Source organism: Variovorax sp. 10N420, from assembly GCF_056394705.1.
Genome location: NZ_JBFTIJ010000002.1, coordinates 430,440 through 442,594, shown reverse-complemented (window position 1 = coordinate 442,594; position 12,155 = coordinate 430,440). Strand labels below are relative to the sequence as shown.

General features: G+C 63.2%; 13 protein-coding genes. 9 read left to right on the top strand and 4 right to left on the bottom strand.

Annotated features, from left to right (window positions below; all coding sequences use genetic code 11):
• The 3 genes from AC1DEK_RS06495 to AC1DEK_RS06485 all read right to left on the bottom strand — a co-directional run bounded on the left by AC1DEK_RS06495 (position 1) and on the right by AC1DEK_RS06485 (position 2,769).
• Complete coding sequence (locus tag AC1DEK_RS06495; protein WP_478124394.1) at positions 1-1,095, bottom strand: hypothetical protein; 1,095 nt, start codon at positions 1,093-1,095, stop codon at positions 1-3.
• Positions 1,092-2,177 carry a radical SAM protein gene (locus AC1DEK_RS06490; protein ID WP_478124393.1) on the bottom strand — a complete coding sequence of 362 codons (1,086 nt, stop codon included), beginning with the start codon at positions 2,175-2,177 and terminating at the stop codon, positions 1,092-1,094. Before AC1DEK_RS06490 ends, AC1DEK_RS06495 begins: the two co-directional genes overlap by 4 nt.
• A gap of 112 nt (positions 2,178-2,289) precedes the next feature.
• On the bottom strand, positions 2,290-2,769 hold the full coding sequence (locus AC1DEK_RS06485) for a hypothetical protein (protein ID WP_478124392.1): 480 nt from the start codon (positions 2,767-2,769) through the stop codon (positions 2,290-2,292).
• A 355-nt stretch (positions 2,770-3,124) separates the two neighbouring features.
• On the opposite strand from AC1DEK_RS06485, the gene AC1DEK_RS06480 reads away from it, so the two are divergent.
• A complete protein-coding gene (locus AC1DEK_RS06480; RefSeq protein WP_478124391.1) occupies positions 3,125-4,045 on the top strand; it encodes a protein NO VEIN domain-containing protein in 921 nt (306 codons plus the stop codon).
• On the opposite strand, the gene AC1DEK_RS06475 is transcribed toward AC1DEK_RS06480, so the two are convergent.
• Positions 3,991-5,031 carry an SDR family oxidoreductase gene (locus tag AC1DEK_RS06475; protein ID WP_478124390.1) on the bottom strand — a complete coding sequence of 347 codons (1,041 nt, stop codon included), beginning with the start codon at positions 5,029-5,031 and terminating at the stop codon, positions 3,991-3,993. The genes AC1DEK_RS06480 and AC1DEK_RS06475 overlap by 55 nt on opposite strands.
• A 95-nt stretch (positions 5,032-5,126) precedes the next feature.
• Between AC1DEK_RS06475 and AC1DEK_RS06470 the strand changes: the two genes are divergently transcribed.
• The 8 genes from AC1DEK_RS06470 to AC1DEK_RS06435 all read left to right on the top strand — a co-directional run bounded on the left by AC1DEK_RS06470 (position 5,127) and on the right by AC1DEK_RS06435 (position 12,151).
• A complete protein-coding gene (locus tag AC1DEK_RS06470) occupies positions 5,127-6,050 on the top strand; it encodes a LysR family transcriptional regulator (RefSeq protein WP_478124389.1) in 924 nt (307 codons plus the stop codon).
• A 128-nt stretch (positions 6,051-6,178) separates the two neighbouring features.
• Positions 6,179-6,589, top strand: a complete 411-nt coding sequence (locus tag AC1DEK_RS06465; RefSeq protein ID WP_478124388.1) for a hypothetical protein — start codon at positions 6,179-6,181, stop codon at positions 6,587-6,589.
• Positions 6,590-6,646: 57 nt separating this feature from the next.
• A complete protein-coding gene (locus tag AC1DEK_RS06460) occupies positions 6,647-7,612 on the top strand; it encodes a tripartite tricarboxylate transporter substrate-binding protein (protein WP_478124387.1) in 966 nt (321 codons plus the stop codon).
• 93 nt (positions 7,613-7,705) lie between these two features.
• Positions 7,706-9,598 carry a GAF domain-containing sensor histidine kinase gene (locus AC1DEK_RS06455; RefSeq protein WP_478124386.1) on the top strand — a complete coding sequence of 631 codons (1,893 nt, stop codon included), beginning with the start codon at positions 7,706-7,708 and terminating at the stop codon, positions 9,596-9,598.
• On the top strand, positions 9,588-10,223 hold the full coding sequence (locus AC1DEK_RS06450) for a response regulator transcription factor (protein ID WP_478124385.1): 636 nt from the start codon (positions 9,588-9,590) through the stop codon (positions 10,221-10,223). Before AC1DEK_RS06455 ends, AC1DEK_RS06450 begins: the two co-directional genes overlap by 11 nt.
• A 121-nt stretch (positions 10,224-10,344) precedes the next feature.
• The gene (locus AC1DEK_RS06445) at positions 10,345-10,776 is read left to right on the top strand and encodes a hypothetical protein (protein WP_478124384.1); all 432 of its coding nucleotides are present in this window, start codon (positions 10,345-10,347) and stop codon (positions 10,774-10,776) included.
• A 20-nt stretch (positions 10,777-10,796) separates the two neighbouring features.
• The gene (locus AC1DEK_RS06440; protein ID WP_478124383.1) at positions 10,797-11,327 is read left to right on the top strand and encodes a hypothetical protein; all 531 of its coding nucleotides are present in this window, start codon (positions 10,797-10,799) and stop codon (positions 11,325-11,327) included.
• Positions 11,328-11,365: 38 nt separating this feature from the next.
• Entirely contained in the window at positions 11,366-12,151 is a 786-nt protein-coding gene (locus AC1DEK_RS06435) for a DUF3313 domain-containing protein (protein WP_478124382.1), read from the top strand.
• The last annotated feature ends 4 nt before the right edge of the window (positions 12,152-12,155 follow it).

Here is a 12,155-nt window from a genome sequence, read left to right as displayed (position 1 = left end):
TCAGTCGAGTGCTGCTGCACGCAGCGCAATGTTTTGAATGGTGGCGACGACCTCGGGCCGCGACGTTACCGGAATCTGTAGCAATCCGACTTCTACCGCCGCCTCCAGGAAGACGCTCACCTCATCCTTTATGAGTTGGCGGTTCGCTTCAAGTACGAATTGCCCCTGATTCAGCAACCGGGCGAGGCGGGCGGCCTGCTGAGCCTCCTGAAGTCTCTCGGGACTGAGCACAAGCATTCGCTTGCCGAGCAGCTCGCGCTGCGCTATCGCGTGCTGAATGCGACGCTGACGCACTGAACGCCCGGCCTGCGGCATGCTGGCAGGGCCTGCGAAGAGTGTGTCGCGCGCTGAGTCTGAGCAGTCATTGCTACCAACGGTCACACCGGTCGAAACTGCCAGCGAAATGTAGATGCCCGCCATGATGCCGACCGTGACAGCGGCGGCCACTGAAACATACACGACGGCAATCGCCGCAATGGCGACTGGCACTGCCGCCACCGCGATCTGCTCAATGCTTGGCGCAAGGTGCCCATAAAGATAAGCAAGCTCTCTCGACTCAGCATAGGGAGCTGACAATCGGGATTCGTCGCCTCCGATGCGTGCAACTCTCCCTTTGATTTCATCCAGATTGGCGCGAAGTACTGCAAGTACCTGCTTTCTCAGGGCTGATTTCCCGGTCTGGCTTGTGATGCCCAGAGCTTTGAGGCGCTTGAGAAAATCCAGGTAGTCACCGGACAGCGCCGACCGCATGATGTCGTCGTCCGTCATGGCTTTCAAGAGCACAACTTCTTGGTCTCGCGCCTCCAGCACTGTTTTCGGAATTCCGTTCTCTTCAAGGAAGCTTGACGGGTCGCGTTGGAACCGTCGCCTGTCGGACTCGTTTCCTAACACTCCCTCCCAGATTGCGCCGAATCTTGTCATGAGCGGCATGGTTTGCGCCGGGATGTTGATCGAATCAAGCAGCAAGCGCAGCGGTTCGGACGATCTGGCTAGCGGGCCTGAGACGCTCACCGGAGTCCCATAGAGACTCGAGGCTTTTCCGATCCCGGGAATGCCCATGACACCAATGCCGCCGAGAATCTTTCTCCGTCTCATGCGGGTTCCTGCTCTTGCGTGTACGCGAGTGCGGTGATTTGCGCCGCGTCCGCGAACTCACGCCGTCGGATTTCGGTCTTCAGCGCGAACCTCGCCAAGACATCTGGCACAAATTCCTGATATCGGGAGGAGAGCTCGGATCGAACCTTTGGATGGAGGTGCAAGACTGCGCATGCTTGGCAGATGTGGCGAACCTCCTTCAACTCTTCATTGATTTCGCTTCCAAAGAGCTTGCGCAAGATGGTAGCGGGTCCATCAAGGTGAATCCAAACCTTCAAGAAATCGTTCAATGCGGCGTAGAAGAGGCCCCGCATCTCATCGGTGTGGAGATCGCCGAGAGTCAGTTCGGGAATGTGCTCGAAAGTTAGCCCGCAGCAAGCGGCGAGCCTCCCATATGGAGTCACGACGAGGTTGCTGAAAATCTGGCTGCAGCCGTCGGTAAGTGACTCGAGCCCGGCCGGAGCGCCCCGCTCGACGTAGTCTGCGTGGAAGGGCATCCAACTGTTGCACTGGATAGAAAACAGCCGTGGTTGCTTCTCCAGCAACGGCCTGAGCCGCGTGCTGAGCCTTACTCGCTCCAAGCAAGCGGTCTCCGGCGAATCTTTCTCCACAGTCACGAGCGTCACTACGCCCGCCGTGACTAGCGCCTCGCAAGCGTTCTCGATGCTTTCGAAGGGAACATGCTCCTGATGATCCGCTCCCGTGCTGATGTTTACCTCTGAAACACCTGCCTCGAGAAGCTTGGCGACAGTGCGGGCGGCAGTTCGCAACGTCTTTCCCCAGAACGCATTGGTGACACAGCGTACACGCAGGCCCAACGAACGAGCATGCGCAATCGCCGTATAGAGATCGTCCTTTAAAAGAAAGACTTCACCTCCGCTAAACACCACGAGCTGGAGTGCGGGGAAAGCGTCGCGTGCACGGTTGATTGCGATGATGACATCCGTCAAGCTTAGGCGCTGCTTTATCCTCGGATTTGATTCAAAGCAACATTCTGTGCATTCTGCATTGCAACGGTACGTTGGCAATATTGTTATGGATTGAGGAAATACCTGTCCAATTCGTTCTAGTTCTATGTGCATAGTCGTCCCTTGCAAGCATGGTTGCTTGCTCGTTTCCTTATTCGGCTCTTCAGAAAGGAATTTGAGATCCTCTCCTCTTTTCTCCTATCACTTCTCCCTTCTTTATCCAAGATCAAGACAGCGCCGGAGCGTTGAAGTCCTTATCGCAAGTCAATAGCAAATATCCTTGGAAGAAATTGTTGCCAAAGTCAACGATTTTCGTCGACGGAAGATGCATATAGCTGGCGAAGCCGAACTCGCTCGAGTTTGGCGCCATCCAGTAGAAGCCCCAAACCTTCGACTTTTGCTCCGCCTTGTTTTTCGCCCAGTCAATCAATTCGGAGGAAGCTGGCAGGCTGCAGCGCGTTGCGGTGACGATTGCAGCTACCTCATCAAGCTGAAAAAGCCCGGGAACAAGAACATTGACATTCACCGCGGCTTTGCCAAGCGACAGTTGGTTCGAGATCTGGGCGTAGTTGATTGTAGGGAACGCTAAAGCTACCACGCCGCAGATTACTCTGAATGTTCTGTCAGTTCTTAGAAAGGAATTTCCCATGAATAAATGGTATTTCCAGTCAGAGATGGCACGCAACCAATGGCCGGCAATGTTCAAGTAAATAGGTGATTACCCAATGCCCGGCTATTTAGTTCTATTCAAGCATTCGCTTGTTGGTGTTTGGTATTAACTAATTAGAACCAATGGGGATGTTTTTGCTGCTTCTGGATAAAACGCAATGGGTAAATAGGCCCCCAGGAAGCAGCCTACTCCGTGTTCAGAATGCAACGGCACCATCCCAATGACAGTTGCTCAGGGCTTCGGCGGGCTACTTGAGGACGCGACGCAAACGCTTCCGGCGCACAAGTAGCTTGCGCGGCCGAGCAAATCAGCGAAGCGGCACGCCCGCCGTGTGGGCGATGGCTCCACGGCATACTCGAAGCGATCACAACTGTGTTGAAAACCCTTCCGTATGGACAAAGAAGTCGACCCCGCAGTACTTGCGGTCATCAATGAAAAGCGCCTGCGAGGCGAAAAGCGGACGCCCGTCGAGATCATCGCCAAAATGGGCGTCTTCGAGGCACGTGACAAGGCATCGGACCACGCCTGGCTGGCCACGGGCGACAACGTCATCGCCACGATCTGGGCTGAATTCGTCAGCGTCGGCGCGGGCGGGCGGTGGTTCTATCTCGAATCGCTCGACACCCATCACCGGATCGGCGGCGGCGAACGCAGCGCATTGCAAATGCAGCGCGCCAAAGACCGGCTCACCCTGCTCAAGCGCACGCTCGACGCAGGACAAGGGTTGAGGGCCGTTCTCCAGACGAACCGCGTCGCCATTCTCGACATCGAGACTGACAGGGCCGCCAGGGTCTCCACCCGGGTGCCGGACGATGAAGAGTGGCATATCGCCTCGTGGAATGCCGATCAGAAGTTCGCGGTCCTCGTTCGCGGCGAGCGGGGATGGCAACCGACGGACGAAGAGATCCAGGCGGCGCGAGCGCGCGGCAGCCTTCCCGCAGTGGCCCCGGAGCCGGAGGGTTCCTCGGGCCAGGCATCGCGGGAAGAAGTCCAGGCAGCGGCGTTGGACTATCTGACGCGCCATTTCGGAGGCTACGGCTACAAGGCCGAGAACGTCACGAGCCAGAAGCTCGGCTACGACATCGAGGTGTCCGACAAGAAGGGCAACACCCTGCTCAAGCTGGCCGTCAAGGGCACCGTGCCAGGCATGACCAGCTTCCAGCTGACGAGCGAAGAGCGCGCGGGCGCGAAGCGGGGCGACCCGTGGCGCCTGGTGGTGGTCACGGACGCCACGAGTCCCGCAGCGCAGCACAAGCTCTACAAGCCTTCCGAGATCGACAGCGCGCCCGGGCTCGAGCCCCTGCTCGAATAACTCGCCGGGCTGCTGGCGGGCAGGCTGCCGATGCCGACCAGCGTGGCTTCGACCGCCTGGTCGAGCGGTGTGTGCGGCTCGCGGCCGAGCGCCGCGACCAGTCGCGCGTTGTCCATTCGCACGGGCGTTCGCCACAGGTAGCGCATCTCGCGCATTTCCCGGAAGGTGGTCACGAATGGCGACGCCAAGGCCAGCAGCCACCAGGGAAACGCGGAGACGCCCGGCGCCCTGCCGGTGCGCCGCATGACGACGCGCTGGATGGCGCCGCTCATCTGCGTGCCGTCCGCATCCCAGTGACCAGCCATGTGAAAGCTGGCGAAGGCATCGAGCGTACGGCGGCGTGCCAACAGTTCGACCATGGCTCGTGCCACATCGGGCAGGTATGACCATTGATGGCCGACGCCGCGCCGGCCGGGGTCGCTCACGGACTTGACCGGCTGTCCCGGCTTGACGAGGCCCTGCGAAAACCAGTTGTTGGCCGCCTTCGGCCCGAAGAAATCACCGGCGCGAACGATCAGCACGCGCGCGCCCTCCTGGCTCGCCTTGCGCAGGCGCTGTTCCATTTCGACGCGGATCGCGCCCTTGCGGGTCGACGGGCGCTGCGGCGAGTCTTCATGCAGCACCGGGAACGCATCGGGCCCGAAGTTGTAGACCGTACCCGGCAGCACGATCGTCGCGCCTTCCGCGATGGCCGCCGCGATGGTGCTGTCCAGCATCGGCAAGACCCATTCCGACCACCGGCGGTAGCCCGGCGGATTGACCGCATGCACGATGACCGCACAGCCCTTCGCGGCCCGGGCGACGTCCTGCGGATTCAGCGCATCGCCCCGCAACCATGTGAAGCCATCCTTGTGCTCCAAGGCTTGTTCGGCGCGGCGCGTGAGTGCGCGGACGTGCCAGCCCTCTTCCTTCAGTTGGCGGGCAAGCTCACCGCCAATGCCGCCGGTGGCGCCGAGAACCAGAACCGTCTTGCTGCTGCCGCTCATGGGATTCACTCCGTTTGTTGCCGATGCATGGATTCTTGGCTTCGATCCGCTCAATTGAAATTGCCGAGAACGGATGTGCCGCTATACATTTATGTATGACTCTGAAGACTCAGGAAATCGGATGGGAGCTCTATCGGTCGTTCCTTGGCGTGCTGAAGGAAGGCTCGTTGTCCGGAGCGGCGCGCGCACTCGGCATCACGCAGCCCACTGTCGGCCGACATGTTGCGGCGCTCGAGAAGGCGCTGGGCGTCGTGTTGTTCACGCGCTCCCAGCTCGGGCTGATGCCGACCGAACTGGCACTGGCGCTTCGCTCCTACGCCGAAGCGATGGAAAGCACGGCCGCCTCGCTGGCGCGCGCAGCCTCCAGCCAAGGCGAAGGGGTGCGCGGGGTGGTGCGCGTGTCAGCCAGCGACGTGGTCGGCGTGGAGGTGTTGCCGCCCATCGTTGCCCGGCTGCGTGAGCGCCACCCCGACCTGAAGGTCGAACTGGTGCTGACCAATCGGGTGCAGGATCTGCTGCGGCGAGAGGCGGACATTGCCGTTCGCATGACGCCCCCGAGGCAGGAGCAGCTCGTGGCACGTCGCGTTGCACGAATCGAACTTGGCCTGCATGCGACCAAGGAGTACCTGAGCCGCCAGGGCACGCCGCGCAATGCGCGCGACCTGGAGAACCATTCGCTCATCGGATATGACCAACCGACCGATTTCATCCGGCGCGTCGGCAAGACCCTGCCGGGCTTGCGTCGCGACGGCTTCTCGTTGCGCACGGACAGCGATCTCGCCCAGCTGGCGCTCATTCGCTGCGGCGCGGGAATCGGCTTTTGTCAGGTCCCGCTGGCCAGGCGCGACGCTTCGCTGCGGCGTGTGCTGGCGAAAGCGTACTCGCTTCATCTCGAAACCTGGGTGACGATGCACGAGGATTTACGCGGCAGCCCCCGGTGCCGCGCCACTTTCGACGCGCTGGCCGACGGCATGCAGGAATACTCGGCCGCGCCGCGCCAGGCCGGCCCAATGCCTTAGGGCCGATCCCATCCCCCTCTTCCCGCCGCCCCGTACGTGTTTGCTACGTGGGCGCCCGGATTACGCAGCGGCCCGTGGCATTCCATGATCTGCAGGGCCAATAACGAGCCGACAACCCGGTGACCATCATGACCCTTCTCTCCGTGACATCGCTCAAGCGCTTTGCGGCCGCTGCCCTGATCGCGCTGGCCGCTGGCTGCAGCACGAACGCACTCAACAACGACAACCTGGCCATTGCGTCGGGTTTCAAGGTCGTGACGCCCGTGAAGCCGGACCAGCGCGCCATGCTCGCCAAACTGCCCAAGGACCAGGTCTCGCCGGTCAACTACCAGGGCAAGATGTACTACGTGATCCCCGATTCGATGAACAACCTGGTCTATGTGGGCGGCCCCGCCGAATACCAGCAGTACCAGAAGCTGCGCGTGGCCAAACAGCTCAGCAACAACAACCTCGAGGCGGCCCAGATCAACCAGATGGACATGGACTGGGGTGGCTGGGGCGGATGGGGCGGGCCGGGCTTTATCGGATTTGCGCGCTAGCATCGCAGCTTCGCGCGAGGCCGTCCGCCGGACGGGCGCGTTGCTGAAGGAGCGGCCATGCGCCTGGCCAGGGTCCTCAAGGTCTTTTGTTTGTCGCTGGGCATCTGGCTCGCAGGGCCTGCGCGTGCGGACGACGGCGTGCCGACCCGGTTGGTCATGCCTTTCGAAGGCGGCTCCGGCACCGCGGTCGCGCTGTATCTGGCCGAACGAGCCAACGCCGAATACGGCGCCCACGTCTATGTCGAGGAAAAGCCCGGTGCGAGCGGCCGCATCGGCGCGATGATGGTCAAGAACGCCGCGCCCGACGGCAGAACGATCGCCTTGTTTCCCTTCGTGGTGCCGGTGCTGGCGCCGCTGATCTTCAAGGACGTCCGTTACGACCCGGTGCGCGACTTCGCGCCCGTATCGCAAATCGCCACCTACAGCCTGGCGCTCGCGGTGCCCAACGACCACCCCGCCACGTCGGTTGCCGGGTTCGTGGCGTGGGCCAGGGAACATCCCTCGCAAGCGTTCTTCGGCACCGGCGCGGCGGGAAGCCTGCCGCATTTCCTCGGGATGATGATGGCGCAAGCGGCGGGCATCGAGATGATGCACGTGGCCTACAAGGGCGCGGGGCCCATGACGGTCGACCTCATCGCGGGCCGCATCCCCGCCGGCATCTCGACGATTTCCGACCTGATCGAGATGCATCGTGCGCACAGGTTCCGCATCATTGCGGTGTCCGGCCCGAAGCGCCTGGCGCAATTGCCCGAAGTACCGACCTTTGCCGAACAGGGCTTTCCGACCGTGCAGGCCACCGGCTGGGTCGGCGTCTTCGCCCCTGCCGGGACCCCCAGGAAACTCGTCGATCAATGGTCATCGATGTTCGCGAACATCGTGCATTCGCCGCAGGCAAGCGCCAGGCTGGCCGAGTTGGGTCTCGAACCGACCGGAACGGGCCCCGGCGAACTCGCGGCCGCCTTGGCGAGCGATATTGCCCGCTGGCAGCCAGTCATCAAGGCAGCGGGCTTTCACGCCGACTGAATCCGGCGCAGCCGCACCATTGCCCGAAAGGTCTATTGCCGTAGGACAAGACGCTCGCTAGCATGGGCGGCCCGACACAACTGGACGTCGTTAATGGCCGTGCGCCCCTCCGATGCCTGTCCCCCACCGGCAGCCATCCGGCTCGTTTCCGATTCGCTGGCGGGCAAGGTGCAAGAGCCGCTTCCGCCTTCAGTACACGATCCGCTGCGCTTCGAGCGGCTGCTCTCCGACTTGTCGGCGACATTCATCGCGCTGCCTCCGCAGGAGATCGATGGGGCCATCCAGGACAGCCTGGCGCTCATCGTCTCGACGCTCGGCATCGATCGTTCCACGCTCGCGCGGGTCTTTCCCTTGACCGGCCGCATCGAGGTCACCCACTCGTACGCCGTGGAGGGTATCGAGCCGGTGCCCATGAGCCTCGCGGCGCGCGAGGTCAGTCCCTGGGCGTTGAAGATGGCGATGGCCAACAAGCCCGTCGTTTTCGAGCGACTGGACGATCTCCCGCCCGAGGCCAGCGTGGACAAGGAGAACTACCGCAGCATTCGCCTCAAGTCGCACGTGACGATGCCCATCATCGTGGCGGGCGAACTGCATGGCGGCCTGAGTTTTGGCTGCGTGCGCAACGAGCGCAGGTGGTCGGCCGACCTTCTCGGCCGCATGCGACTGCTGGCGAATATCTTCGGCAGTGCCATTGCACGCAAACGCACCCAGGACCAGCTCGACAACGCCATCGGCTTCGAAAGGCTGGCAAGCTGCATCCTGGCATCCCTGGTGCTGGCCGATCCAGGCCAGACGGACGTCGCCATCGGAATCGGCCTGCGGCAGATCGGACAGTTCATGGGCGCCGAGCGGGTTTCACTTTGGGACCGCATGGCGGGCGAGGCGACCTTCCGTTCGGTCCAGCGCTGGGAAGAGGATGAATTCGCGCCACCACTGGCGCTGGGCGACACACCGGATCTCCCCTGGATCATGCAGCGACTGGCCATGGGGAACATCGTGCGGCTGGCCCGGGTCAGCGACCTTCCGGGGGACGCCGAGGGCGATCGCATTGCGTTGCAGGCCTCCAGAGTCCGTTCGTTGCTCGTGGTGCCCATCTCGGTATCGGGCCGCATCGCGGGCGCCTTGTCCATCGCGAGCACACGGCTCGAACACGAATGGCCGGACGCGCTGATGCCCGGCGTCAGCCTGCTCGCCGAAGTGTTCGGCAGCCTTCATGCCCGCGATACCGCCGAACGCCGCAAGCTCGCCGCCGAGATCGAGGCAGCGCACTGGCGCGAGCGGCTGGCCCATCTGGTCCGGGTGCATACGGCGGGCGAGATGTCGGTAGCGCTCGCGCACGAGATCACCCAACCGCTCGGCGCGATCGAGAACTATGCGCTGGCGGCGCGCCGGCGTGCCGGTGAACCCACACCTGATTTGGCGCGGGTGACCGAACTGCTCGACAAGGTGGTTGGACAGGCCACCCGCGCCGGCGACGTGGTCACGCGCATGCGGGGCATGGTGCAGCGGCACGAGCTCGACCTGAAGCTGATCGAGATCGAACGCGCTGTCTCCGAATGCATCGGCATGGTGAAGATGGACTGCGATCTGCGCGAAATCGAGGTCCGCTTGTCGGCCGACAGCGGACTTCCCCGCATCACGGTGGACGAGATCCATCTGCAGCAAGTCGTGCTGAACCTGCTTCGCAATGCGATGGAGGCCATCGAACAGGGCGGTGGCGAGCGCGTGATCAATATTTCGATTGCGCTCAACCATCGGGACGAGGTCCAGGTCGAGGTCGCCGATACCGGCAGCGGCATCGCCGAAGGCGATCTGGAGCGGATCTTCGAGTCCTTCTATTCGACCAAGGCCAGTGGCCTGGGCGTCGGCCTCGCGATCTGCCGCAAGCTGATGGAAGCGCACGGCGGCATGCTCTGGGCCGCGCACAATCCGCGCGGCGGCGCTCTTTTCCGATTCACCATTCCCACCGCTTCTCATGCTGATTGACAAGATCGACGACATGGCCGAGCCGACCGTATTCATCATCGACGACGACGAAGGCTACCGGGACTCCGTGCAGGAGCTCGTGAGTTCGGTCGGCCTGCCCACCGAGACCTTCGCCTCGGCGCTCGATTTCCTGGAGAGCTTCGATTGCGCGCGGCCTGGCTGCCTGGTGCTGGACGTGCGCATGGCGCGCATGAGCGGCCTGGCACTTCAGGAGCGGCTCCGCACGATGGGCGCCACCATCCCGATCGTCTTCATCAGCGGCCACGGCGACATCGCGATGGCCGTCAAGGCCGTCAAGGAAGGTGCGGTGGACTTCGTGCAGAAGCCCTACCGCGAACAACAGTTGCTCGACGCCATCGACGAAGCGCTGCGCCGCAACGCGGCCCCGCGCACCTACAGCGGCGACACGCAGCAGGCGTTGGCGAGCCGCGTCGCGGCACTGAGCCCGCGCGAGCGGGAAGTCATGACGCTGGCGCTCCAGGGGCTGCCCAGCAAGGTGATCGCGAAGGAACTCGCGATCAGCCATCGCACGGTCGAACAGCACCGCAGCCGCCTGCTCGAAAAGCTCGGCGTCGGCTCGATCACCGAGCTGCTGCGCCTGAATCTCCAAGGCTCGCTGGAATAGCGCAGGCGGCTGCGGCCGCTCGCTACGTACGTGGCTCTGCGTGCTCACCGGGATGGACTGCCCGGGTGCGGGCGGTCACCATGGGCACAGGAAAGGGCCGATCCAGTGGGCACCGACGGGCATGCCGCCGCCATACGCTGGCGTGGTGATTCCCATCGTGATGAGTGCCGGCTTGTCGGAATTGATGCCTGCACACGTGTATGTCCTCGTCCTCGATCCGCACGATCGCGCATGGATCGAGTCTGCGCTCGTGCGCTGGGTGGACTCGCTGGTCTTCCTCCACGATGTGCGCGGTCAGCTCGCCAAGGTGCCGCGCGGCCCGGGACATTGCCTGATCGCCTCGGCCGACGAAGACGAAGCGGCGACGCTGCGGCTGGTGCGCGAGCTCAGGAGTTCGGGCGCTACCTTGCCGGTCATCGTGCTGGGGCCGCACACCGCGTTTCGCACGGCGGTGGACATCGCGAGGCTGGAGGCGACCGATTTCCTCGAAAGGCCGGCGAGCGCGAGACAACTGTGCGCGGCAGTGCGGCGCGCCTGCGCGGAGACGATTTGACAGCGACCGCCGAGTCGACCATGAGCGACACCAAGATCGATCCGGACTTGCTGCCCGGTGCGCTGACGACAGCCACGTCGGACCTGTCGAACGCGCTGACGCAGGCCCTGCCGCTGCCGGACATCATGTTCGGAGGTTGCGTGCTGGTCGTGGTGATCATGTTCCACGCGTTCTGGATACGCGTCATCACCAACTCGTTTCTCAAGCGCTCGCAAGTCATCCGCATGCATGTGTCGCTATGGCGCGCGGACCTGCTGTTCGCCGCCATGGTGATGATGATGCTGGTGCTGCATCTGGCGGAGGTGGTGGTCTGGGCGGCGGCGCTCTTCTTCGGCAACATCGTCGGCAACTGGGCGAGCGCGACCTACTTCGCAGCCAACTGCTATACGGCACTCGGCGAGCCCTTCTCGCTGCCGCGCACCTGGCGCATCGTGGCGCCGATCATTGCGATGTCCGGCATCTTCGCGTTTGCATGGACCGCGAGCGTGCTGGTCAATTTCGTCGCCCGCTACAACGAGCTTCGGGCGGCCATTCTGGTACCTGGGCCGTAGCCGGCCTGATCTTCCCTCGACAGTCAACAGGAACTCCCATGAAAGTGTCTCTCTTCTCCGCCGCTTCGCTGGCGTGTATCGTGATCTGTGCCGGCCAGCTTGCCGGCTGCGCCTCGCCCAGCACAGGCGCCGACGTCGTGGCCTCCGAGAATTCGAAGGACAAGGTCCGGGATGTCGGCTTCCTGAGCGAGCCGGGCCGGCTCAAGGCAGTGGCCGCGACCGGCGGTTTGCTCTGCTGGCGCCAGCCCGGCGTGGACTGGAAGCGCTACGACAAGGCCATGATCGAGCGCATCCAGGTCTACATCCAGCCCACGCCCGACCAGCGCCCCATCGACCCGAGCGATCTCAAGACGCTGCTGGACTACTTCCATGGCGCGCTCGTGCGCGATCTGGGACGTGACGTGAAGATCGTGGACACGGCGGGGCCAGGCGTCATTCGTGTCCGGCTGGCATTGACGGCGTTGGTGCCCACCAACACCGCCAAGAGCCTCGCAGGCACTGCGGTGCCCTACGGCTTCGTGGCGGAAATCGGATCGGGCTCGACCACTGGCCGCCCCGTCGGGTCGACGCCCTACATGGGCCAGACCGGTCTCGAGGCGCAGTTCCGCGACGGCGCCACGGGCGCGGTGCTGGGTGAATGCGCCGACACGGAGATCGGCCTGAAGTACGCGGCCGACCTGAACAGCGGCGCAACGACCGCTGCCAAAGCATGGCTTGATGGCTACGCCAGCTCGTTCCAGAGTTGGACGTATGCTCAGGACGCCTTCAACAAGTGGTCGGCGGCCTTTGCGCGCAGGTTTTCGGAGTTGCGCGCTGGAGCCTGATCTT

Coding starts and splice junctions, on each gene's coding strand:
- AC1DEK_RS06495 (WP_478124394.1), bottom strand. CDS start 1,095: ATGAGACGGAGAAAGATTCTCGGCGGCATTGGTGTCATGGGCATTCCC.
- AC1DEK_RS06490 (WP_478124393.1), bottom strand. CDS start 2,177: ATGCACATAGAACTAGAACGAATTGGACAGGTATTTCCTCAATCCATA.
- AC1DEK_RS06480 (WP_478124391.1), top strand. CDS start 3,125: ATGGACAAAGAAGTCGACCCCGCAGTACTTGCGGTCATCAATGAAAAG.
- AC1DEK_RS06475 (WP_478124390.1), bottom strand. CDS start 5,031: ATGAGCGGCAGCAGCAAGACGGTTCTGGTTCTCGGCGCCACCGGCGGC.
- AC1DEK_RS06470 (WP_478124389.1), top strand. CDS start 5,127: ATGACTCTGAAGACTCAGGAAATCGGATGGGAGCTCTATCGGTCGTTC.
- AC1DEK_RS06465 (WP_478124388.1), top strand. CDS start 6,179: ATGACCCTTCTCTCCGTGACATCGCTCAAGCGCTTTGCGGCCGCTGCC.
- AC1DEK_RS06460 (WP_478124387.1), top strand. CDS start 6,647: ATGCGCCTGGCCAGGGTCCTCAAGGTCTTTTGTTTGTCGCTGGGCATC.
- AC1DEK_RS06455 (WP_478124386.1), top strand. CDS start 7,706: ATGGCCGTGCGCCCCTCCGATGCCTGTCCCCCACCGGCAGCCATCCGG.
- AC1DEK_RS06450 (WP_478124385.1), top strand. CDS start 9,588: ATGCTGATTGACAAGATCGACGACATGGCCGAGCCGACCGTATTCATC.
- AC1DEK_RS06445 (WP_478124384.1), top strand. CDS start 10,345: ATGCCGCCGCCATACGCTGGCGTGGTGATTCCCATCGTGATGAGTGCC.
- AC1DEK_RS06440 (WP_478124383.1), top strand. CDS start 10,797: ATGAGCGACACCAAGATCGATCCGGACTTGCTGCCCGGTGCGCTGACG.
- AC1DEK_RS06435 (WP_478124382.1), top strand. CDS start 11,366: ATGAAAGTGTCTCTCTTCTCCGCCGCTTCGCTGGCGTGTATCGTGATC.